General features: G+C 31.9%; 23 protein-coding genes. 10 read left to right on the top strand and 13 right to left on the bottom strand.

The genetic code is table 11. The annotated features are described in order from the left end of the window. The first annotated feature begins 187 nt into the window (after positions 1-187). The gene (locus SBL15_RS04230; RefSeq protein ID WP_011275518.1) at positions 188-601 is read left to right on the top strand and encodes a universal stress protein; all 414 of its coding nucleotides are present in this window, start codon (positions 188-190) and stop codon (positions 599-601) included. Positions 602-723: 122 nt separating this feature from the next. Here the strand turns inward: SBL15_RS04230 and SBL15_RS04225 are convergent, their stop codons facing one another. Further along, entirely contained in the window at positions 724-1,413 is a 690-nt protein-coding gene (locus SBL15_RS04225) for a metal-dependent hydrolase (RefSeq protein ID WP_107612625.1), read from the bottom strand. 154 nt (positions 1,414-1,567) lie between these two features. Here SBL15_RS04225 and SBL15_RS04220 point away from each other — a divergent pair, with 154 nt between their 5' ends. Then, positions 1,568-2,623 carry a M24 family metallopeptidase gene (locus SBL15_RS04220; RefSeq protein WP_107612623.1) on the top strand — a complete coding sequence of 352 codons (1,056 nt, stop codon included), beginning with the start codon at positions 1,568-1,570 and terminating at the stop codon, positions 2,621-2,623. A 72-nt stretch (positions 2,624-2,695) separates the two neighbouring features. On the opposite strand, the gene ald is transcribed toward SBL15_RS04220, so the two are convergent. Further along, entirely contained in the window at positions 2,696-3,817 is a 1,122-nt protein-coding gene (gene ald, locus SBL15_RS04215) for an alanine dehydrogenase (RefSeq protein ID WP_011275515.1), read from the bottom strand. A 143-nt stretch (positions 3,818-3,960) separates the two neighbouring features. On the opposite strand from ald, the gene SBL15_RS04210 reads away from it, so the two are divergent. Continuing rightward, entirely contained in the window at positions 3,961-4,458 is a 498-nt protein-coding gene (locus SBL15_RS04210) for a universal stress protein (RefSeq protein ID WP_011275514.1), read from the top strand. 186 nt (positions 4,459-4,644) lie between these two features. Further along, positions 4,645-5,028: a hypothetical protein gene (locus SBL15_RS04205; protein ID WP_107613804.1), complete on the top strand. Its 384-nt coding sequence runs from the start codon at positions 4,645-4,647 to the stop codon at positions 5,026-5,028. A gap of 181 nt (positions 5,029-5,209) precedes the next feature. Here the strand turns inward: SBL15_RS04205 and SBL15_RS04200 are convergent, their stop codons facing one another. The 7 genes from SBL15_RS04200 to ezrA form a co-directional block, all read right to left on the bottom strand. Next, positions 5,210-6,406, bottom strand: coding sequence for an acetate kinase (locus tag SBL15_RS04200; RefSeq protein ID WP_107611746.1), 1,197 nt, complete (start codon positions 6,404-6,406; stop codon positions 5,210-5,212). A gap of 81 nt (positions 6,407-6,487) precedes the next feature. Beyond that, the gene (locus SBL15_RS04195; protein ID WP_317955262.1) at positions 6,488-7,435 is read right to left on the bottom strand and encodes a class I SAM-dependent methyltransferase; all 948 of its coding nucleotides are present in this window, start codon (positions 7,433-7,435) and stop codon (positions 6,488-6,490) included. Between the two features lie 131 nt (positions 7,436-7,566). After that, complete coding sequence (gene tpx, locus SBL15_RS04190; protein ID WP_317955260.1) at positions 7,567-8,061, bottom strand: thiol peroxidase; 495 nt, start codon at positions 8,059-8,061, stop codon at positions 7,567-7,569. A gap of 90 nt (positions 8,062-8,151) precedes the next feature. Then, positions 8,152-8,928 (bottom strand): TSUP family transporter, encoded by a 777-nt coding sequence (locus SBL15_RS04185; protein ID WP_317955258.1) that lies wholly within the window; start codon positions 8,926-8,928, stop codon positions 8,152-8,154. Positions 8,929-8,969: 41 nt separating this feature from the next. Next, a complete protein-coding gene (gene thiI, locus SBL15_RS04180) occupies positions 8,970-10,193 on the bottom strand; it encodes a tRNA uracil 4-sulfurtransferase ThiI (RefSeq protein WP_317955256.1) in 1,224 nt (407 codons plus the stop codon). After that, a complete protein-coding gene (locus SBL15_RS04175; protein ID WP_317955254.1) occupies positions 10,194-11,330 on the bottom strand; it encodes a cysteine desulfurase family protein in 1,137 nt (378 codons plus the stop codon). It lies immediately after the preceding gene. A 374-nt stretch (positions 11,331-11,704) separates the two neighbouring features. Next, complete coding sequence (gene ezrA / locus SBL15_RS04170; protein ID WP_107611751.1) at positions 11,705-13,399, bottom strand: septation ring formation regulator EzrA; 1,695 nt, start codon at positions 13,397-13,399, stop codon at positions 11,705-11,707. Between the two features lie 130 nt (positions 13,400-13,529). Here ezrA and SBL15_RS04165 point away from each other — a divergent pair, with 130 nt between their 5' ends. After that, positions 13,530-13,997, top strand: coding sequence for a GAF domain-containing protein (locus SBL15_RS04165; protein WP_107611752.1), 468 nt, complete (start codon positions 13,530-13,532; stop codon positions 13,995-13,997). A gap of 224 nt (positions 13,998-14,221) precedes the next feature. After that, entirely contained in the window at positions 14,222-14,824 is a 603-nt protein-coding gene (gene rpsD, locus SBL15_RS04160; protein ID WP_011275505.1) for a 30S ribosomal protein S4, read from the top strand. A gap of 75 nt (positions 14,825-14,899) precedes the next feature. Here the strand turns inward: rpsD and SBL15_RS04155 are convergent, their stop codons facing one another. Then, a complete protein-coding gene (locus SBL15_RS04155) occupies positions 14,900-15,646 on the bottom strand; it encodes a glycerophosphodiester phosphodiesterase (protein ID WP_107611753.1) in 747 nt (248 codons plus the stop codon). 79 nt (positions 15,647-15,725) lie between these two features. Between SBL15_RS04155 and SBL15_RS04150 the strand changes: the two genes are divergently transcribed. From SBL15_RS04150 to serA, 3 genes are all read left to right on the top strand, one after another. Next, positions 15,726-16,166, top strand: a complete 441-nt coding sequence (locus SBL15_RS04150; RefSeq protein ID WP_107611754.1) for an OsmC family protein — start codon at positions 15,726-15,728, stop codon at positions 16,164-16,166. A gap of 115 nt (positions 16,167-16,281) precedes the next feature. Continuing rightward, positions 16,282-17,442 (top strand): pyridoxal-phosphate-dependent aminotransferase family protein, encoded by a 1,161-nt coding sequence (locus SBL15_RS04145; RefSeq protein WP_107611755.1) that lies wholly within the window; start codon positions 16,282-16,284, stop codon positions 17,440-17,442. After that, on the top strand, positions 17,432-19,030 hold the full coding sequence (gene serA / locus SBL15_RS04140; protein WP_107611756.1) for a phosphoglycerate dehydrogenase: 1,599 nt from the start codon (positions 17,432-17,434) through the stop codon (positions 19,028-19,030). Before SBL15_RS04145 ends, serA begins: the two co-directional genes overlap by 11 nt. Positions 19,031-19,152: 122 nt before the next feature. Here serA and SBL15_RS04135 read toward each other — a convergent pair whose 3' ends face one another. The 3 genes from SBL15_RS04135 to SBL15_RS04125 all read right to left on the bottom strand — a co-directional run bounded on the left by SBL15_RS04135 (position 19,153) and on the right by SBL15_RS04125 (position 22,930). After that, positions 19,153-20,283, bottom strand: a complete 1,131-nt coding sequence (locus SBL15_RS04135) for an HAD family hydrolase (RefSeq protein ID WP_107611757.1) — start codon at positions 20,281-20,283, stop codon at positions 19,153-19,155. Positions 20,284-20,507: 224 nt separating this feature from the next. Further along, positions 20,508-21,971 (bottom strand): N-acetylglucosamine-specific PTS transporter subunit IIBC, encoded by a 1,464-nt coding sequence (gene nagE / locus SBL15_RS04130; RefSeq protein WP_107611758.1) that lies wholly within the window; start codon positions 21,969-21,971, stop codon positions 20,508-20,510. A 335-nt stretch (positions 21,972-22,306) separates the two neighbouring features. Next, on the bottom strand, positions 22,307-22,930 hold the full coding sequence (locus SBL15_RS04125; RefSeq protein WP_317955251.1) for a 1-acyl-sn-glycerol-3-phosphate acyltransferase: 624 nt from the start codon (positions 22,928-22,930) through the stop codon (positions 22,307-22,309). A gap of 167 nt (positions 22,931-23,097) precedes the next feature. Here SBL15_RS04125 and SBL15_RS04120 point away from each other — a divergent pair, with 167 nt between their 5' ends. Further along, complete coding sequence (locus SBL15_RS04120; RefSeq protein ID WP_107611760.1) at positions 23,098-24,375, top strand: S1C family serine protease; 1,278 nt, start codon at positions 23,098-23,100, stop codon at positions 24,373-24,375. The last annotated feature ends 16 nt before the right edge of the window (positions 24,376-24,391 follow it).

The following is a 24,391-nucleotide window of genomic DNA, read 5'->3' as shown; positions in this document are numbered from 1 at the left end:
AACTTTTTAATCATAAAAAATCGATTTAGAAAATGTAAATTAATTAGTTTTAAAAACGCTTCATCAGTTTGATTTTTTATTAATTAATAAATCAAGTTATGTTAATTAAATCTTTAATTATTTTAATTATATACATTGGTAAAATTAAAATATTTTATATATAATTGTTTATGAGGAGGGATGACCTATGTATAAAAATATTTTATTAGGTGTAGATACTCAATTAAAAAATGAGAAAGCGTTGAAGGAAGTATCAAAATTAGCAGGTCCAGATACCGTAGTAACTATTTTAAATGCGATTGGTGAACAGGATGCACAAGCATCAATTAAAGCTGGTACGCATATTAATGAATTGACTGAAAAACGTAGTCAATTGCTAGAAAAAACACGAACTACTTTAGAAGACTACGGCATTGATTATGATCAAATCATCGTGCGTGGTAACCCTAAGGACGAATTAGTGAAACACGCTAATAGTGGTAAATATGAAATCGTCGTATTAAGTAACCGTAAAGCTGAATCTCAGAAAAAATTCGTATTAGGCAGCGTAAGTCACAAAGTAGCTAAACGTGCTACCATCCCTGTATTGATTGTAAAATAGTTAGTACAATTTCAAAAGATGCGTCAAAATAATAGCACAAAGATGATTGTTCATGTATAAATCACCTTTGTGCTTATTTATTTCATTAAACTAATTAATTACTTCATTTATATTTACATTTATTAAAATGATACAGACTCACCAGGTTCTAATATTTGTACTTCACCTTCATGCACTGCATCCTTAAATTGCTGTGGATCTTGTTCAATTAATGGGAAAGTATTGTAATGAACTGGAACCGAAATCTTAGGTTTAACAAATTCATTAATTGCATAACTTGCATCATCAATACCCATAGTAAAGTTATCTCCAATTGGAACAAAACATACATCAACAGGGTGTCTTTCAACAATTAATTTCATATCACTAAACAATCCTGTATCACCCATGTGATAAATCGTTTTACCTTCAACTTCTAATATAAGTCCCATTGGCATGCCTAAGTAAACAGGGATACCATCTTCATGTGTGAAACTTGAACTATGGAAAGCTTGAACATATTTAACGCTACCAAAATCAAATTTAGCTTTGCCACCGATATTCATACCATGAACATCTTCTACACCGTGATAAGTACTTAAATACCCTTGTAATTCAGCAGAACCTATAACAGTTGCGTGATTACGATTTGCTAACTCAACTACATCGCCAAAGTGATCGGCATGACCATGAGTTAAAATAATATAGTCTACATCTAATGTTTGTTCATCTAAATCACATTTGTCATTACCCGAAATAAATGGATCTACAATTACTTTTTTACCATTACCTTCAAAATAAATCGTTGATTGCCCATGAAAAGAAAGTTTCATAATTATAGCCTCCTATTGCTTGATTATTATAATTATACCCTAGCTATTAAAGATATAACATGAAACTAAAATAATCGCTTATTGCATTAAATAATTTTGAATTCTAAGCTGATTAGACGTAAAATTAACATAAATACTTAATGGAGATGATTGAATGAGTAAAATCGAAAAAATAACTAAACAATTACAACATGAACAAGCTGACGCTGCATGGATAACAACTCCTCTCAATGTATTCTACTTCACTGGGTATAGAAGCGAACCTCATAAGAGACTATTTGCACTATTAATTACAGCAAATGGAGATCAAACCTTATATTGTCCAAAGATGGAAGTTGAAGAAGTTAAGAATTCTCCATTTGAAGGAAAAATCATTGGCTACTTAGATACTGAGAATCCTTTTGAAATTGATCCGTTATCTTTTAATAAGTTATTGATTGAAAGTGAACACTTAACAGTAAAACGTCAACGCGAGTTAACTCAAAACTTTGGTGTTCAGCACTATGGCGATATTGATCAAACAATTAAAGAATTACGTAATATTAAAAACGAATCCGAAATTGAAAATATTCGCGAAGCGGCAAAACTCGCTGACAAATGCATCGAAATTGGTACCGAATTCCTTAAAGTTGGTGTAACAGAACGTGAAGTAGTCAATCATATTGAAAATGAAATCAAAAAATTTGGTGTTAGTGAGATGAGTTTTGACACAATGGTATTATTTGGAGATCACGCTGCATCACCTCACGGGACACCAGGAGAAAGAAAACTTGTTAAAGATGAATATGTATTATTTGATTTAGGGGTTATATATAATCATTATTGTAGCGATATGACACGTACAGTAAAATTCGGAACCCCTTCTGAAGAAGCTCAAACAATTTATAATATTGTTTTAGAAGCAGAAACCAATGCAATTGAGGCAATTAAAGCAGGCGTCCCTTTACAAGAAATTGATAAAATCGCTAGAGACATTATAAGTGATGCTGGATACGGTGATTATTTCCCTCACAGATTAGGACATGGCCTTGGTTTAGAAGAACATGAATATCAAGATGTTTCAAGTACAAATTCAAACCTACTTGAAGCGGGAATGGTTATTACGATAGAACCTGGTATATATGTACCAAATGTTGCTGGCGTTCGTATTGAAGATGATATTTTAGTAACTGAAAATGGTTATGAAATACTAACACACTATGATAAATAAAAATTAAAAATCCAGTTGAGTTTATAGTAAAAAACTATGCACTCAACTGGATTATTTATATTAAATCAATTATTAATCTTCTTTTAATGCATCTTCAACAGATGTATATTCTAAACCGAACGCTTCAGCTACACCTTTGTGAGTTACATGACCTTTGTACGTATTTAAACCTAAAGATAATGCGTGGTTAGCTTTGAATGCTTCACGGTAACCCTTACTTGCTAATAATTGCGCATAAGGTAATGTTGCATTATTTAATGCAATTGTAGATGTACGAGGTACTGCACCTGGCATATTCGCAACTGCATAGTGAACAACACCATGTTTTACATATGTTGGATCATCGTGTGTCGTAATTTTATCTGTAGTCTCAAAAATACCACCTTGGTCAATAGCGATATCAACAATCACTGAACCATCTTTCATTTGTTTAATCATATCTTCAGTTACCAAGCTAGGTGCTTTTGCACCAGGGATTAATACGGCACCAATAACTAAATCACTTTCTTTAACTGCATTTTCAATATTTAATGGGTTAGACATAATTGTGTTCACACGGCCATCAAATAAATCATCTAATTCAGCTAATCGTTTAGGGTTTACATCTAAGATTGTAACATTAGCACCTAAACCTAGTGCGATTTTAGCCGCATTTGTACCAGCTTGACCGCCACCGATGATAGATACTTTACCTTTTGGTACTCCAGGAACGCCTCCAAGTAAAATACCCATTCCACCGTTAAATTTTTGTAGGAATTGTGAGCCAACTTGAGCAGACATACGTCCTGCAACTTCACTCATTGGTGTTAATAATGGTAATGAACGGTCAGGTAATTGAACCGTTTCATAGGCAATACCTACGACTTTATTATCAACTAACGCTTGAGTTAATTTTTCTTCATTAGCAAGATGTAGGTATGTAAATAAGATGAGTCCTTCTTTGAAATATTTATACTCTTCTTCCAATGGTTCTTTAACTTTAATAACCATTTCTACATCCCATACAGATGACTGTTCAGATACAATGTCAGCACCTGCATCTTTGTAATCTTTATCTTCAAAGAATGAACCTAAACCAGCATCTTTCTCAACAAGTACTGTATGTCCTTGCTCAACTAATGCATGTACACCACTTGGTGACAAACCAACTCTGTTTTCGTTATTTTTTATCTCTTTTGGAATACCAATTTTCATTCCATCCACCTCCATCACTATCGTAACGCTAAACCAATGAAAGCGCAATCAGAAAAAGTACACATTATTGTTAAAATATAAAGAGTAAAAATTCTGAAATTTGTGGTAATATATAAGTAAGAAAAGCTAAGGGGGTTATTAAGATGTTAACATACAAAAACATTTTAATCGCAGTTGATGGTTCACACGAAGCTGAGTGGGCTTTCAACAAAGCAGTAGACGTAGCTAAACGTAATGACGCTAAATTAACTATAGTGAACATTATCGATTCAAGAACGTATTCTTCTTATGAAGTATACGATGCACAATTCACTGAGAAGTCTAGAAGTTTCTCTGAAGAATTATTAAAAGGTTATCAAGAAGTTGCAACGCGTGCTGGAGTAACTAACGTTGAAACTCGTTTAGAATTTGGTTCTCCTAAAGCAATTATCCCTAAAAAATTAGCAAGTGAATTAGGTGTAGATTTAATTATGTGTGGTACTTCAGGTTTAAATGCCGTTGAAAGATTTATTGTCGGTTCTGTATCTGAAGCAATTGTACGTCACGCACCATGTGATGTATTAGTAGTACGTACAGAAGAAATTCCTGAAGATTTCCAACCTGAAGTTGCGACTCCAGAATTTAGAAAACAATATTCATAAAAGTTATATCACACTCAAGGTAAATATTTATGGAGATAGAGTATAATACTCTATCTCTTTTTTATTTTATATCCATGCAACATTAGTTTTCTTTAGTTACTTATATCCAAAAAATAGATTTTTTAACTCTTTATATATTTTAATAAGTTTTATAAAATATTTTTAAATTATTTAAGGAGTAAACTTATGAAAAAAATCTTATTACTTGTATTTACAATTATTTGCATTTCATTAATTGTTTCTGGGTGTAGCCAAAATATTATTAATACTATCACAAAACCAAAAATATCAGAAGAAGAAAAATTTAAAAAGAAATTAGTCGGTAAGTATTTCACAGTATATGGTTCATATCTAGAATTTAGATCTAACGGAGAATTAAAAAGAGAAGTATTAGGAAGAAAAGAATTATTAAAGTATCAAGTCACAAAGTATGATGGCAAGTTTGCTGAGGTGGATTTTATAGATGTGAACAACAATATTGATACATTTTATTTCTCATTTGATTCAAATGGTCTCCTAGAAAAAAGGTATGACAAAGAAATTCAAGGTGATATATATTATAGAGAGTAATAATTAACATAAACGTACTACATGAAGTCTAAGTTAAAGTATATGACTTCAAAATTATTACTAAAGATTAATCATACTGAATATTAACAATGAATCTTGCATATAATATAATAGGAAAAGCACAAAAATGATGTTTAAAACAACAATCATTTTTGTGCTTTTTTATTCACCCTACTATCGATTATAATTCGCCAAATTTAACTGTATCTCTAGCAATCATAACTTCTTCATTTGTTGGAATAACAATAACTTTAACTGGTGAGTGTGGGTAATTGATAAATCCTTCTTCACCACGGATTGCTTCATTTTTCTTAGGATCCCAATAGATGCCCATGAATTCTAAGCCTTCTAATACTTTAGCACGTACTGTTGAAGAGTTTTCTCCTACACCAGCTGTAAATACAATGACATCCACGCCATGCATTCTTGTAGCATAAGAACCAATATATTTATGAATTCTTGAAGCAAATACGTCTAGTGCTAATTGTGCACGTTCTTTACCTTCTTCTGCATTACTTTCAAGGTCACGTAAGTCACTTGATGTACCTGAAATACCAAGTAGACCTGATTCTTTGTTTAATACATTAAGAACTTCTTCGGCGTTTTGACCAGTCTTTTGCATAATGAAAGGAATTAATGCAGGGTCGATATTACCTGAACGTGTACCCATTGTAACACCTGCTAATGGAGTGAATCCCATTGATGTATCGATTGATTCACCACCATCGATGGCAGCAATTGATGCACCATTACCAATATGACAAGAGATAATGCGTAACTCTTCAATTGGTTTATTCATGATTTCAGCAGCACGTTGTGATACATATTTGTGACTTGTACCATGGAAACCATATTTGCGAATACCATAATCTTTATAGTATTGGTAAGGTAAGCTATATAAATATGATTGTTCTGGCATTGATTGGTGGAATGAAGTATCAAACACTGCTACATGAGGAATGTTTGGTAATAATTTTCTGAATGCACGGATACCCATTAAGTTAGCAGGGTTATGCAATGGTGCTAATTCACTTAATGACTCAATTTGTTCTTCCACTTTATCTGTAACTAATGCAGACGTTGGGAATAACTCACCACCGTGCACAACACGTTGTCCTGTACCAGCAATATCATTAATGTCATCAATGATGCCATGTTGTTTGAAACTGTCTAACATGATGTTAATTGCTTCTTCATGATCCTTGATATCTTTAACATCTTTAATTTTTTCACCATTCACTTCAATTGTGAAGATTGAATCTTTAATACCGATACGTTCGATTAAACCTTTTGTTACTAGAGTTTCTTCAGGCATTCTTATTAGTTGAAATTTTAAAGAAGAACTACCAGCGTTAATCGCTAAAACTAAACTAGACATATATTATTGTCCTCCAATTTATTAATTAATATCCATATTTATTTAACCATTAATACAGACATAATTCAAGAATATCACAGTTTATTTTTGAGGATGATTGTCTTTCATCCAAGTATTTAATTCACCAATAAATCCTTGGAATTGATTAGGATTTTTAAAATCAGGAATATTTGCTAATAACACTTCAACTGGCTTAGTCTCATTCGATTTTTTTTTTTGTAAAATCAATATTGATTTACGCGCATTTTCGTTCTTAAATAACGTCTTAGGTAAATTTAGAAATGCTTGCATTTCTGTTTCTGTAGCAATGAAATTTTCCAACTGTTTTACATTTTCATCTTCAAAAATATTACTTGGAACTACTAAAAATGCGAAACCAGATTGTTTCAAAGCAGTAATTGCTTGTTCAATTAGTAAATAGTGAGAATAGCTATGCCCTTCTTTAAATCCTAATTGCATTTCATGACTTCGTTCATCTAGAGGATAATATCCTATCGGTAAATCACCAATAACTATATCCGCTTCTTCTAAAGGTAACGGCATAATTGCATCTTGAGGATAAACATCAAACGGTATCTCCAAGAAATTTGCTAAATGTACACTAACTCTTGAAAGTACCGGATCAACTTCAATAAGATGATGCATTATTGTAGTATCCTTAAGCACTTCATTAACAGATGCACTTAAATGGCCTGCACCACTAGCGATATCTACAACATGTAATTCTTCGTTGTTTTCAGTAAATTTTTGAACTAAAAATCCGAGAATTAAACCTATAGAATCGGGTGTTATTTGGTGATTGGCTTGAATTGTTTCTTCTTGCATTAAACTTAAATAAGCGAACTGAAATGCTTTTCTACGATCTTGTAATGTGGTTTGTTCTAATAATTCACGTTTATTACTATAAACATCTTCCATTGCTAATCCTAAATTCTCAATAAAACTTTGACCGTTTTGTTCATTTAAAGCTTTAGCTTTTTCATCTAATGTTTTGAAAAGCTTTTCCATGATTGTTTGTTCTTCACTCATAAACTTAATCCTCTCCATTAAAAAAGTGTCCATTCGGTTTATTTCTTCAAAATAATCAACGCTAATTTAAAGTAGCATTTCTGAAATAAATATGGACACTTTTACGTTATATCTATCATCTAAAATTGATATTAAATGTTGCGATATGCTTCTAATGCAGCATCAAAATTAGGGAAATCAGTACCTTCACTAACTAATTCTTTATATACAACTTTGTCATTGCTATCTAATACAAAAACAGAACGAGCTAATAATCTTAACTCTTCCATAACGACACCATATTGTTGACCGAATGATAAGTCTTTATGGTCACTTAAAGTAATAACGTTATCTAAACCATTTGATGCACACCATCTTTTTTGAGCAAATGGTAAATCTGCAGAAATAGTTAAAACAACACCGTCTTCTTGCGCCGCTTCTTCATTAAATTTACGAGTTTGTTGGTCACACACACCTGTATCAATAGAAGGTACAACGCTGATTAATTTCTTTTGACCTTTATAATTTTCTAAACTAACTTCATTTAAATCGTTATCTAATACTTTAAAGTCAGGAGCATGTTGCCCTTCTGATACTTCAGAACCAGCTAAATGAACTGGATTATTTTTAAAAGTAATTTGTGGCATGATGAAATGACCTCCTATAGTATTTATCATTATATTGTTATCATACGACAGTCGTAAAACTTAAATCAATCATTTAAAACTGAAGCATATCTAATGTTGAAGCAGTTGTAAAATGTAGTCATATGTGTTTTTCAAAATTAGAACTGCTGTAACGATGATAAAAAGTATCTTTACATAACCAACACCTTTGCTTATGGCAAATTGTGCACCTACATATGAACCAATTATCATACTTACAGCCATAATTAAGCCATACACAAAATCAACCTGACCTAAGATAATAAACAGAACTAATGCACCTAAATTAGAAGCAAAATTTAAGACTTTCGCATTACCTGTTGCACTTAAAAAATCAAATCCAAACATAAGCAAAACAAATAACATAAAAGAGCCAGTGCCTCCACCTAAGAAACCATCATAAAAGCCAATCATTAACATTAATGATACAAAAATGATAGCTTTACCAATTGTTAGCTTAGAAAATGTGCGCACATTTCCCCAATCTTTTTTCATAATTGTATATATCAGTACAAGGCTCAATATAATGATAATTAAAAGCTTTAAAACTTGTGCAGGCAACATAGTAGCTAAACTAGCACCGCCTGCTGCAAATATAAACACAAATGGAAATAACTTAAGTACAATATTTAAATCTACTTTGCCTGAACGTATAAACTTAATTGCACTTGTAAGCGATCCAAATGAACTGGCTAATTTGTTAGTACCAAGCGCCAATGAAGGTGGCATTCCTATAGCTAATAGAGCTGGTGTTGAAATTAGGCCACCACCACCTACTACTGCATCGATAAAAGCAGCTAAAAATCCAAATGCTATAATAATCAATATAATATTTAGCGTTATCTCCATGATGCATATCCCCTTTGTTTTTAATACTTGATTACTCTATTTTAGAATAACTCATCAATTAATGCATCAGTGTTTTGGTCTTTTTCGCTCTTATAATCTTTGTTAATCGTTAATGTTTCAATATTATCTGCTGCACGTTGAACCATTTCATCGAAGTTAAATACACTTTCATATTTAATTACTTTATCAAAATCTGGTTCAGTTACAGGATTTTTAGGAGTGAAAATAGTACAACAGTCTTCATAAGGTTGAATCGAAACATCAAATGTACCAATCTCTCGTGCTTTCTTGACAATATCTTCCTTATCAAGCGAAACAAGTGGTCTTAAAATCGGAGTAGAAGTCACATCATTAATTGCGTACATACTCTTTAATGTTTGACTTGCCACTTGTCCTAAATTTTCACCGTTAACAATCGCATTAGCCCCAACTTTTTCTAATACAATATCCGCTACACGTAACATCATGCGACGTGTAGATGTCATTGTGTATCTAGGATGAACTACTTTATTTATTTGTTTTTGTAATTCTGTAAATGGCACTATATGCAATTTTATTGGTCCCACTCTTTCAGAGAGGATACGTGTAAGTTCAATCACTTTATCTTTAGCTTTTTCACTAGTGAAAGGTGGACTATGGAAATGAATCGCTTCTATATAAACACCACGTTTCATAATTTCCATTCCAGCTACTGGAGAGTCAATGCCTCCTGACAACATTAAGAGTGTTTTACCGCCAGTGCCAACTGGTAAACCTCCAGCACCTTCATAAATTTGTGTGAATACATACACACCATCCATTCTTACTTCAACTCTTACGTTATAACCCGGTTGTTTCACATCAACCGATATATCTTCAGTTGCTTGTAAAATCGCACCTCCAAGTTCACGTTGTAAAGCATATGTGTCCATTGGAAATGACTTATCTACACGTTTAACATCAATTTTGAATGTCTCTCCCGGTTTAAAATCTTGAGCTAAATCAACACATAATTTTTTTATTTCATCTAATTCTTGAGATGTTTTATGAACAGGACTAATAGATTTAATACCAAATATTTTAGTTAAGCGATTGATTACCTCTTGTGCATCCGCTTCTTCAGTTAATGAGATATACATTCTATCTCTCTTACCTTTAACATGCGTTCCTTCTATAGTTTGTAAAGACTTAATGACGTTATCTTTCAAAGCATTTACAAACTTTTTCCGATTTGTTCCTTTTAAAGTCAGTTCACCATATCTAACTAATAAATGATCAAACTCCATTTACTTTAACAACTCCTTAATTTCTTTGTATATTGTTCCAAATTTCACTTTAAATTGATCAATATCTTCTTGAGTAGTCATATCTCCTAAGGATAATCTAATACTTCCTTCAATTTTATTATCAGGAAGTCCCATTGACATTAAAACTTCATTTAGTTTCCCTCTTTTAGATGAGCAAGCGCTTGTAGTTGAAACCATGATATCCATTTTAGAAAATGCATTAACTAAGACCTCACCTTTCACACCTGGAAACGCAATATTTAATATTTGCGGTGCACAATCCATAGGAGAATTGATATATACACCTCTAAACTCTTTTAAAAATTCACGTAATTCATGGTTGTAATCACTTAATCGTTGATTACGTTCATTTAAATTATCCATTGCTAAAGTTATTGCTTTCACTAGTGACACATTCATCGGCAAGTTCACTGTTCCACTTCTTACGCCGTATTCTTGTCCTCCGCCATGAACAATAGGCTCTAATTTATCTTTATTGTCAATTAATAGGAGACCTTGTCCTTTAAGTCCATTAAATTTATGGCCACTAAAGCTTACACTATTAACACCTTCAAGGTTCATTGTTATCTTTCCCAAAGCTTGAACTGCATCAACGTGTAAATGTGCTTTAGGATATTCTTTTAATATGTTCACTATTTCATCAATAGGTTGAATTTGTCCCATAATATTATTCACATACATACAAGAAACAAGGCCGACCTTATCATTCATCAATGAAGCTAAATGTTCAATATCAACACGGCCATCCGCATTAACATCAACATATTTTAATACAAACCCATCTTCTTCTAAATATCTCATAACTTCTAAGACAGATGGATGTTCTAAAACGGAAGTAATAATTTCATTTGCAAATTGCTTTTTACGATAAGCAATACCTTTTAAAGCTATATTATTCGATTCAGTGGCACCACTTGTGAAAATAACATCTGTATTTTGTCCTATAGATAGCATTGAAGATATACACTCCTTTGCTTGTAGAAGCACCTTCTCCGCTTGCAACCCCCACTTATGAGGACTATTTGGATTGAAATAAACAGTTTCATTTACTTTATTAAATGAATCGAGTACATCTTTATGAGGCTTTGTAGTGGCTGCATTATCAAAATAGATCACTTAAAACACTCTCTTTCATTCTCTATTAAATTATTTATTTACCCTTAGTAAATTTATCTTTTATAGACATATTTTTCAAAAATAGATACTAAAGCATTATACTATTTTTAAATAAAAATAAAAGGCGTCGGACTCAAATTAAATGATTTTGAGTTGAAAACTTATTTAGCATTATTTATTAAGCGTTCTGAATTTAAGTAACTCCCCTTGAATTCAATAACTTACTATAACTTTAAACAAATCAAAAAAGATGGGACAGAATTCATTATGAATTCATGGTCCCACCTCAAAATAGACTACTATTTATTTGCTTTAACCTAACATTTATTACTTACCAAAGCTATAAATTTTTATTGTCAATAAGACAAGCGAAATTAACCTTTGGCTACTTCATCTTCAATATATTTAGTAATTCCAGGTTCTACACTTTCAAGTGCTTGTTCTGAAATTTCAATTGATCGTTTGTAACGATTATTTTTAAACAAGCGTTCTGCTTCGTTTAAACTCTTATCTACATTATTATGATCTTTACGATAACGGTTACCATATTGAATTAAACGTTCTGCGTATACGGCATTTACCAATACATCATTTGCTTCATCTTCAAAAGTATTCATTTGAATAACAATTTTGACAACTTTATCTTTAAGTTGTTTAACGTGAATTGGACGTTCACTAAATTGATCATTCGTTTCACGAACTTCATGGTCAATTTCATTTTTCATAATAATGAATCTTTCAGGTACACTTGTTAAATTTGAAGCTAAAAGTCGGCGATAAACTTCTTCTTTTTTAGATTGAATTCTTAAAAGATTATCTTCTGCCTCAGCTTCATCTTCTCTCAATTGAATAAGATGATTTTGTAATTTTTCTTGATTCTCATTAATTACTTTAACGTGATCGTCTAAATATTCTAAGTTGTCTTTAACTTCGCTATAACGTACAGCAGATTTAGCCATTTCTTTAAGAATTTCATCATAAACTGCTACTAAATTTTGAATTTCGTTCTCATGTTGTCTAATGCTATGAACATCACTTTCATTAATGAAATAATTCTCACGAATATAGTCAATTTCTGTACGTAATGTGTAATTCATCTCACGTGCTTTGAACAATTCATCAGTAATTTGTTCTTTAGTTTCTTCCACTTCATTTTTAGCTTTAACTTCATGCTCAATCAAATCATACATTTCATCAAGCTTATCATTAATTTGTTCAAGTTTATCGTTTGCATTATCTAACTCAAGACGACTGATCATAGGTTCTACAAAATTCAACTCTGTCTTTAAGCTTTGTAGCGTACCATCGATTTTAACGTGATCTAGATCATAACCGTTCATCTTTAAGTCACGACAACCATATTTCAAATCTTGAAATTGTCCAGGTAGTTCTTTTTGGGCTTCTCTAATTAATTCTGGAATTTCATCCATATACTTTTGGACTTCATTCATAGATTCATTTAGACCCATAATGTGGTTGTGTGCTTGAACGTAATTACCTTCTTCTTTAAGTTCTTCATACTGTACAAGTTCTGGCTCAAATGATTCAATTCTTTTTTCAAGTGGTGAAGCTGCATCGCCAAACTGATGTCTGTTAGCTAACACATCACGCTTCATTTCTCGATAATTAGTCTTGCACTTTTCATAAACTTGTTCATTTTCCTTATGTAAAGAAACAATTTCATTAATATCTTCAACTTGTTGTTGATACCCAGCTTCATATTTATCCATTAATTCATGTGCATCGTCAATGTCACTTTGAGCTCCAGAAAATTGAAACTTATCAAGTTGAATTTCAGCATCGTGGATTTTTTCCTCTACGGGTGCTAAATAGTTATTTGTATAGTCTAAGGTGTCTCTCTTAAAAGCATCATATTTTGTTCTAGTTTCACCTTTTAAATTTAATTCAGAAAGTTGTTTTAAATTTTCTTCAAAAGGTAATCTTTGAACTTTCAACTTACGTTCTTCAGCTTCTTCAACAATTTTTCGTTTGTTAGAACGTAAATAAAACATGATTCCTACAATGATTAAAACAATGATAATTATTGCTAATATTGTGTATAAAACCATCTCATTCTCCTCCTATATTATCATTATTATAACGCAAATACCGCTTTCATTAAAATAGTAAATGAATGAATTGATAGAATAAATTTTTCCATTTATACTTTTATTAAAAATAACAAAATGAGGTAAGCATATGCCATTAATAAAAGAAACAAATTATAATTTATTAACGAAACAGCTTCAAAGTTTAATCGAAGACGAACAGAACCTTATCGCAATTCTAAGCAATACATCAGCTATATTAAATGATAATTTAGATCAAATTAATTGGGTTGGTTTTTATCTAATTGAAAATGAAGAACTAATTCTTGGACCCTTTCAAGGTCATCCAGCTTGCGTTCATATTGCAATTGGCAAAGGTGTCTGTGGTACTGCAGTTGCAGAAGATAAAACTCAGTTAGTTAAAGATGTACACGCGTTCCCAGGACACATTGCCTGCGATGCAAACAGTAAATCAGAAATAGTAATTCCAATTCATGTCAATGATGAAATAATTGGGGTTCTAGATATTGATGCACCTATCGCAGATCGATTTACTAATGAAGATAAGGAAGGTTTAGAAGTTATTGTCAAAGTTCTTGAAAAACAGCTAACTAAATAACTAAAAAGTATTGACACTTTGTAAAATACTGTTACAATGAACTTTGTGTGAATTAACGAAAATAGCAGTTGCATATCAATAAGCTCTATGTTGTTCCCGATGAGGACGTGTCGCGTAACTGACGCTATAAGGTGAAGACACATAAAACAACATATCCTATTGGGCATGCAACACTCTTTTTTGTTTATTCATAACAACAAAAAAGAAAAAGGAGGAGTCTTAATATGGCTCGATTCAGAGGTTCAAACTGGAAAAAATCTCGTCGTTTAGGTATCTCATTAAGCGGTACTGGTAAAGAATTAGAAAAACGTCCTTACGCACCAGGACAACATGGTCCAAACCAACGTAAAAAATTATCAGAATATGGTTTACAATTACGTGAAAAACAAAAATTACGTTATTTATATGGAATGACTGAAAGACAATTCCGTAACACATTTGACATCGCTGGTAAACAACACGGTGTACATGGTGAAAACTTCATGATTTTACTAGCTAGTCGTTTAGACGCAGTTGTTTATTCATTAGGTTTAGCTCGTACTCGTCGTCAAGCACGTCAATTAGTTGGTCACGGTCACGTTGAAGTTGATGGTCGTCGTGTTGATATTCCATCATATTCATTAAAACCTGGTCAAGTTATCACTGTACGTGAAAAATCACAAAACTTAGACATCATCAAAGAATCTGTTGAAATTAATAATTTCGTACCAGAATACTTAGACTTTGATGCAGATAGCTTAAAAGGTACTTTCGTACGCTTCCCTGAACGTAGCGAATTACCAGCTGAAATTAATGAACAATTAATCGTTGAGTACTACTCAAGATAAGTTCATGATAATGAACAACCACCCTTTCTTATGGAATGGGTGGTTTTTTTTATATCATAGATGATCAAAATGATTTTATATTCTAAAGATATCCTCTGGTAAATCAGAAATAATGCCATCTACGCCAAGGTTTATAAGTTTTTTAACATCTTTCGGTTTATTCACAGTATATGGAATAACCTTCAATGATTGACTATGTGCATTTTTTATAAATTTAGAATTAACTAATTTGTAATTAGGATTAATAAAATTTGCATAATCAGATATTTCTTCAAAATTTGGAGATTTATACCAATATTTCTTTCTACTAATAAGCAACCCTAATTGATACTCACTATCCAATGAGTTTAAACGTTTCATACAATCTTCATCAAAAGATTGAATGATTGCCTTATGTTTAGGAACTTTATATATTTCTAAAGCATTTAATACAGCTTCTTCTATTCCGGGATATTGATGTGGAACTTTAATCTCAATAAGTAACTTTTTTGAAAAATTTTTAATTAAGGATAACACCTCTTCAAATGTTGAAATCTTAGTATTTTGAAAAGATTTATCATGTTTTACTCCAAAATCAAATGTTAACAATTCTTCAAGTGTATAGTCTTTTACTTTTCCTTCACCATTCGAAGTTCGATTAATAGTGTCATCATGTATAACAACTAAATGATTGTCTTTGCTGAAATGTACATCTATTTCTAACATATCAACATGTTGCATTAAAGCCGCCTTAAAACCAACAAGAGTATTTTCTGGAAATTGATTAGATAAACCACGATGAGCAACTATTTGAAATGCTTGATTAGGTTTATTAATTTTCATAAAAAGTCACCTTTCTTTAATTATGTCACACTTTAAACTACACTTAAATTACCATATTATAAGTGGAGGTTAAACATAAATGGTTAAGCATGATTTTAAAGTACAAACAGAATGGCGTGGTGGAAGAGAAGAAGTTGGAACTGTTAATGGAGACATTATTTCTGAACAAATTTCTATACCTGCACCGCTTGGTGGTAATGGAGTAGGTACAAATCCTGATGAATTATTAGTATCAGCAGCATCGTCTTGTTATATCATCTCATTAGCAGCAACATTAGAAAGAGCAAAATTTACCGACATCAATCTGATAAATGATTCAGTGGGTACTGCCCTATTCGAGAATGGTAAGTTTAAAATGGCTACAATAACACATTATCCTAAAATTTCAGTGACTGCGGAAGACAAAGCAAATCTTGAGAAACGACTTCCTAAATTATTAGAAATAGCTGATAATAATTGTATGATTTCGAATTCTATACGTAATAATGTAGAAATTAAAATTCAAGCGTCAATTCAATAATTGTTAAAATTGCGCTAGTTTCACCATGAATCTCATATAAACATGGTGATTGCTCTTTTAAATTATCAGAATATTTGGTAAAATGATTAAATCTTATACCGTGGGAGGAAATTTAATGAATTATTATGAACCACTTTTATTAACACCAGGACCTACTCCAGTTCCAAAGGAAATCAATCATGCTTTAGGTTTACCTATGGTTGGTCACCGTTCACCAGATTTTGAATCTATAGCTAAAAAAGCATTTAACAATTTAAAACCCATTTTTGGTACAGAAAATGAAGTTATGATTTTAACATCAAGTGGTACTAGTGTCTTAGAAGCAAGTATGTTAAATATAGTTAATCCTGATGATCATTTTGTTGTTATAGTGTCAGGCGCCTTTGGCAATCGTTTTAAACAAATTGCTGAGACATACTATGAAAATGTACACATATATAATGTGGAATGGGGTCAACCCATTGATGTTAAAGAATTCATAACATATCTTGACAATTTAAATCATCAAATCAGTGCTGTATTTACTCAATTCTGCGAAACGTCAACAGCTGTCTTACATCCTGTAGGTGAACTTGGTAAAGCACTGAAAACATTCGATCAAGATATCTACTTTGTTGTAGACGGTGTGAGTTGTATTGGTGCTGTAGATGTTAATTTAGAGCGTGACTACATAGATGTGTTAGTTTCTGGAAGTCAAAAAGCAATTATGTTGCCACCCGGACTAGCATTCGTTGCTTATAATGATCGTGCGTTGAAACGTTTCAAAGAAGTGACTACACCACGTTTTTACTTAAATTTAAATAAATACTTTGACTCACTTCAACAAGATTCTACTCCTTTTACACCAAATGTCGGGTTATTTAGAGCTGTAAACGCTTATGCCGAATTAATTCATTCTGAAGGGTTTGAAAATACCATTAAACGTCACTATATTATTAGAGACGGTCTAAGATCAGCTTTAAATGCATTAGATTTGGAACTTCTAGTAGAAGATGATTTCGCTTCCCCAACGGTAACATCGTTCATACCAACATCCAAAGATGAATTAACTCATATTAAATCAACTTTAAAAACAAGATTTAATATTACAATCGCTGGTGGTCAAGGTAAATTGAAAGGAAAAATTTTACGTATCGGACATATGGGTAAAGTCTCACCTTTCGATATACTCTCAGTGATAAGTGCTTTAGAGATTATACTTACAGATTACCGTCAAACGAATTATATTGGTAAAGGCTTAACAAAATTTTCAGAGGTGATTCATAGTGAAGCATAATATTCTAGTGTCAGACCCTATTTCAACAGATGGATTACAAAGTTTATTAAACCATTCAGATTTTAACGTCGATATTAAAACTGATTTGGATGAACAATCATTATTAGATATTATAGGTAATTACGAGGGTTTAATTGTTCGTAGTCAGACGCAAGTGACTCAACAAGTCATTGAAAAGGCTAATAAATTGAAAGTTATCGCACGTGCTGGTGTTGGCGTTGACAATATTGATATTGAAGCTGCTACTCTCCAAGGTATTTTAGTTATTAATGCACCTGATGGTAATACTATTTCTGCAACTGAACATTCAGTAGCTATGATTTTAGCGATGGCTAGAAATATTCCTCAAGCGCATGCATCTTTAAAAAATAAGGAATGGAATAGAAAAGCGTTTAAGGGTGTCGAACTTTATCAAAAAACAATAGGTGTCATAGGTGCAGGACGAATAGGTATTGGTGTAGCACAACGACTTCAAAGTTTCGGTATGAAAGTGTTAGCTTATGACCCTTATCTTACGGAAGATAAAGCACAGCAATTAGGCGTTAAACTTGCTACTATAGATGAAATAGCTAGACAAGCTGATTTTGTAACAGTTCATACGCCATTAACACCTAAAACAAAAGGTATTGTAAATGCTGATTTCTTTTCAAAAGCAAAACCAACATTGCAAATTATTAACGTCGCAAGAGGCGGTATTATCAATGAAGATGATTTATTAAATGCACTAGATAATAATCAGATTGCACGTGCTGCATTAGACGTATTTGAACATGAACCCCCTACCGATTCACCATTAATAGAGCATGAAAAAATCATTGTTACGCCACACTTAGGTGCATCAACTATTGAGGCTCAAGAGAAAGTTGCAGTATCAGTGTCAGAAGAAATTATAGATATACTGGAAAACGGTAATGTAACACACGCAGTCAATGCGCCAAAAATTAGTTTCAATGATATAGATGAAATAACACAACAATGGATTGAAATAGGTGAGTTATCTGGTGAATTAGCAATTCAATTAATTGAAGGTGCACCGAGAGAAATCAAGGTGACTTTTAATGGTGATGTCGCTAAACAGGAAACTGACTTAATTACACGCTCAATTGTAAAACAAATTTTGCAACAGGATTTAGGAGATCGTGTTAATATCATTAATGCTTTTGCACTTTTAAATGAACAAGGTGTAACACGTAACGTTGAAAAAAGAGCATCACAAGGTACTTTTAGTAATTATATTCAAGTTCATTTAATTAGTGATACGGAAGAAGTAAAAATTGGTGCCACTGTCATAGCTGGCTTTGGCGCTCGTATTGTACGTATTAATGATTACTCTGTTGACTTTAAACCTAATGCCTACCAACTTGTTTCTTATCATGGTGACAAGCCTGGTATGGTCGGTTTAACTGGTCAGCTACTAGGTAGACATAATATTAACATTGCATCAATGTCACTTGGCAGAAATGTACAAGGAGGCCAAGCGATGATGGTATTATCAATTGATCAACCTGTTACTGAGGATATTATCAATGAACTATATGATGTGGGTGGTTTCGATAAAATATATGGAACTACACTCTCAGTCAAATAACTAATCTTTTTAAAGATTCACTACTATAACTACTTGAAATAATAATGCCCCTCTATGATGGATTTCACTTCATCATTGAGGGGCATATTAATACTAATGATTTAATATCAATTTATAATGAATTAACCTTTCAATAAAATATTTTTAATCAAACCTATATGATCAACAATATAATCCGCTTCATGATGCTCCAATTCTTTACGAGCCTCTTGCCCTTTTAACCCTGTTAATGTACCTATAAATGTAGCACCTATTTGTTTAGCACAGAATAAATCAGCCAGTGAGTCACCAACAATGATTACATCTTCTTTATTTACAATTTGATCTTGTTGAGTAATGAATTGTTTATAATTCTCCTTGTTATTTCCATATAGAGTAGCTATGTAGCAAAAAGGATTAGGCTTACCTAGAGGTATAAAGTCAGGATATTCATTTTCAGCTTCCATAACATCACTTGCAGTAACAATGTGATTATCTGAAAAGAACGCTTTTAAACCTAAAGATTCAAATGGAACTAATGTCTCAGTTCTAGGTCTACCTGTAGCTATTGCAAGATGATAGCCTTTCTCTTTAAGAGAATTAAGTAATGACTTTATCTCTTCAATAGGTCTAAGAACTGTTTCGTAATAAATAAAACCATTAATACCATCAAGATTAGAAGGCTTTTCTTCAACTTGTTCAAATAATTCAGAACCCATGTATAATTCTTGGTATAAATCTCTAGCAACAAACCATAGAGGTCCTTTAAGTTTAAACAAGCGCGCATCATTAACATTTAATTCTTTCTTAGCATATTGTTCTAACTCAGCATAAATATTATTTTTACCACCTTGACTATGATTAATAAAATTCATAGGAAGTTCATAATCGATTTTAAAATCTCTATTGATCAATGACTGAATGCCTTGAATACTTTTAGCTGAAAATTGATTATCTTCTATAATGTCTTTAATTTCTTGAAAGTTAAATTGCTTTATTAATTGGATAAAATGTATGCAAAAAACGACAAATAACATATCCCAATTTGAATTTAATCCCATTGATTTTAATCGATTAAGAATTAAATCATTATTAAATACTTTACTGCGAATATTATTTATAGTTTCGTCACTTAATGTATTTAGTTTAAATGATTTATCTAAACCTAAAAAATGTTCACTTTTAAGTAACGCCTCTATTGTTAAAGCTGACGTATCGAAACAACGTTCCTCACTTAAGAATACACCGTCTACATCAAATAAAATTGATTTCATGACTTTTCGCTCCATTATTTTTGAATATTCTGATACTTATAATCTTAACGTCTTATATCTCAATGTCAATAAATCTATAATAAAAAACTGATGAATTCAAGGTATCCTCCTAAAATTCATCAGTTAATTGAACAACACATATTTATCAATATGGTTATATCTTATCAAATCAGTAAGACATATTTTGTCTGTCTTAATACTTTTAAAAAATGAAAGTATAAATTTTACATTTGCTTTTCAATTTCATCTGCGACTTGCTGTACATGAGTGCCAATTATAACTTGTGCTGAGTGTTGACCATTTTTGGTTACGCCAACCGCTCCTGCATTTCTAATTTTTTGTTCGTCAATAATAGAATTATCTTTTAATTCAATTCTTAATCTAGTAGCACAATTGGTCAATGTAGTAATATTTTCACTACCACCTAATCCTTCTAAGATTTGACTTGCTGTGTGATGATATTTGCTTTTACTTGTAGTTTCAGCCCCATCTCTCTCAGTCGTATTAGAAGTTGGATCAGCTAATAAATTGTCACCACGACCAATTGTGTTGAGGTTAAAGATTTTAATGACAAATCTAAAGATAAAGTAATATAAAGCAAAGAATACAATGCCTTGAACTAAAATCATTAACGGATGATTAGCCACTGGATTGATTAGTGATAATGCGTAATCAATTAAACCTGCACTAAATGAGAATCCTGCTGTCCAATGAAATAGTGCAGCTATAAATAATGACAAACCGGTTAATAATGCATGGATTACAAATAATACCGGTGCAACAAACATAAATGCAAATTCAATAGGTTCAGTTACACCAACCATAAATGCAGAAATGGAACTTGCTATAAACCAACCATATACTTGTTTTTTCTGTGTAGATTCAGCGGTGTGATACATCGCCAACGCTGCAGCAGGCATGCCGAACATCATAATTGGGAAGAATCCTGCTTGATATCGACCAGTAATACCTTTAATTGCATCTTGTCCAGTTTGGAATTTACCGATATCGTTAATTCCTGCTGTATCAAACCAGAACACAGCATTTAATGCATGGTGAAGCCCAGTAGGAATTAATAGTCGGTTAAAGAAGCCGTATAGGAATGCACCGAATGGTCCAAAACCAACTAACCATTCACCAAATGCCACTATAGCTGAATATATAAATGGCCATGCGAATAGTAAAATCACAATTAAAAAAGTACAATAGAATACTGTCATAATTGGAACTAATCGCTTACCACTAAAGAATGATAATGCTATAGGTAATTCAACATCACTGAATTTGTTATAACAGTATGCTGCAATTAGTCCTATTATAATACCAATAAACACATTTGAATTATCCATCTTACTAAATCCGTCGTTTACAGCACTCTCTTTTATATTAAATAATGGTGCTACGAACTCAGGAGATAATACTTTAACGACTAGTGCATATCCCAAAGCACCCGCTAATGCGACTGCACCATCATTTTTCTTTGCCATACCAATCGCAACGCCAATTGCAAAGATAAGCCCTAGTTGGCCTAATATTGCACTCCCTACCGTACTGAAGAATAATGCCACTGTTGGTAATATATTTAATGCTTTAAGCAAATTACCAATTCCAACGATTATTGCGCCAGCGGGTAAAACAGCTACTGGTAGCATTAAAGATCTCCCTAAATTTTGAAAAAACTTAAACATTTCACTCACTCCCAAAACACATATTATTCAAATAATTTATATATAACTAAGATATGTATATAGTTCCTTTATTAATTTACCATAAATGTAAGCGCTTTTGATGTGTCAATTTTAAATCATTTTAAAAATATAATAAGCATAAAGGTATCTATCACGCTAAAGCTCTTAAACCTATATATGTAAAATTATAAATTTAAATAAGTTTATAAAAATAACAAGTCTCATATTAAATTCACCGAAATTAATTAAGTGTATATTTAAAAACAAAAACACCCTATTAAAATAACTATTTGGGTCATTAAATAGAGTGTTTATTGTTAATTAGTTACTATAATTTATTTTTCTAAACTGTCTTGAATTAAGTGTAGTTCTTTTTGTAATTGTGCTGTACGTCTTTCAATTTCATGTGTTAAATAATCTATTTTTTCATTTCTTTTTAAATCTTTAGGAATATCTGATTGATAAATTGGCTCACCAAATTTAATAAGTGCCTGACCAGTAATTAAACCATGTAATTTTTTAGGTCCAACATAGGCTGCTGGTAAAATTGGCGCTTTGCCTAACATTGCAATAGTTGAAGCGCCTCTTTTTAATGGAGCCCCTTCCGCTGATGTACGATGTCCCGTTGGGAAGATACCGACAGTTTTATTTTCTTTTAACAAATTAACTGGTCTTTTCATTGTACTTGGTCCTGGATTTTCACGGTCAACAGGAAAAGCATTCAATGAAGTTAAAAATTGACCAAACCATTTATTATTAAATAATTCTTTTTTAGCCATGTAATGAATTTCATTAGGAACTAATGCCATACCTAACATGATCACTTCATTATAACTTTCATGAGTACATGTTACTACGTATTTGTTATCTTTAGGAATGTTCTCCTTTCCAATAACATATAATGATTTAGCCATTTTAACTAATATAAAATCTAATAGTCTACTTATAAATTGATACATTATGTCACCTGCTTATTGATTTCTATACTTTATTGATTTTATCATTATCCTTATATATGAACAACTTATCAAAAGATACATCTAAAGTCTGATAGTGGATTACTGGCAATATTTGATTAAACCTTTCATAATTAAATAAAGGGTTAATATTAAAAAGGAGGTTAAAAATGTCTGAATTTAATCAAGAGAATCAATCAAATTATAACAACTATCAGCAACCTCAACCTGGAAAACCTAAATTCCCATGGTTTAAAACAATTATCGTTGCATTAATTGCTGGTGTGATAGGTGCTTTACTTGTCTTAGGTGCAAGTAAAATAATGGGATTAGTTGGAATAGATAATGGTGGTGCCCAAGTTCAAGAAGCCAATAATAGTAAAGGTGGAAATGTATTAGACGGAAAAAGTGATAAATATAAATCTGTTAATGCAATGATTAAAGATGTATCACCTGCGATAGTTGGTGTCATTAATATGCAAAAAGCTAATGGTTTAGAAGATTTTTTACAAGGTAAATCATCATCTGAATCTGAAGAAGCAGGTATTGGTTCAGGTGTGATCTACCAAATTAATAATAATTCTGCTTACATTGTGACAAACACCCATGTAATAAGTGGTGCATCCGAGATTAAAGTCCAATTACATAGTGGTAAACAAGTTAAAGCGAAGTTAATTGGGAAAGATACTGTATCAGATATAGCTGTCTTAAAAATAGATAATACTAAGGGTATTAAATCAATTAAATTTGCAAATTCGTCAAAAGTACAAACTGGAGATAGTGTTTTCGCTATGGGTAATCCTCTAGGTTTGGAATTTGCTAATTCAGTTACTTCTGGAATTGTTTCAGCAAATGAGCGTACAATTGAGTCAAATACTACTTCTGGTGGTACTAAAGTTAACGTCTTGCAAACTGATGCTGCAATAAACCCTGGTAACTCTGGTGGTGCATTAGTAGATATTAATGGTAACTTGGTTGGTATCAACTCTATGAAGATAGCCGCTGAGCAAGTAGAAGGTATTGGTTTTGCTATTCCAAGTAATGAAGTTAAAGTAACTATTGAACAACTTGTTAAAAATGGTAAAATTGAACGCCCTTCTATAGGAATTGGTTTACTAAATTTAAGTGATATTCCTGATTCTTATAAAAAAGAATTAAACACAGATCGTGATGATGGTATTTATGTTGCTAAAGTAAGTCGCTCAAGTGAATTAAAAACAGGCGATATCATTACTAAAATAGATGATAAAACTGTAAAAGAAGATACTGATTTAAGAACTTATCTGTATCAAAATAAGAAGCCTGGTGAGACTGCTAAACTAACTGTTTTACGTGATGGAAAAACGCTAACAGTTAATGTTAAGCTAAAAAGCCAGTCCGATATATCATCTACTCAATCATCTGACTCTGAATCAGATAATAGTCGAAACAGTCAATTTATACAATAGTTTTTCTAACAAAAGA

The sequence above is a fragment of the Staphylococcus sp. NWU MKU2 genome (assembly GCF_033283605.1).
GTDB lineage: Bacteria > Bacillota > Bacilli > Staphylococcales > Staphylococcaceae > Staphylococcus > Staphylococcus haemolyticus.
Note: the sequence above shows the minus strand (reverse complement) of the source record. Positions and strands in the feature narration are given on the sequence as shown.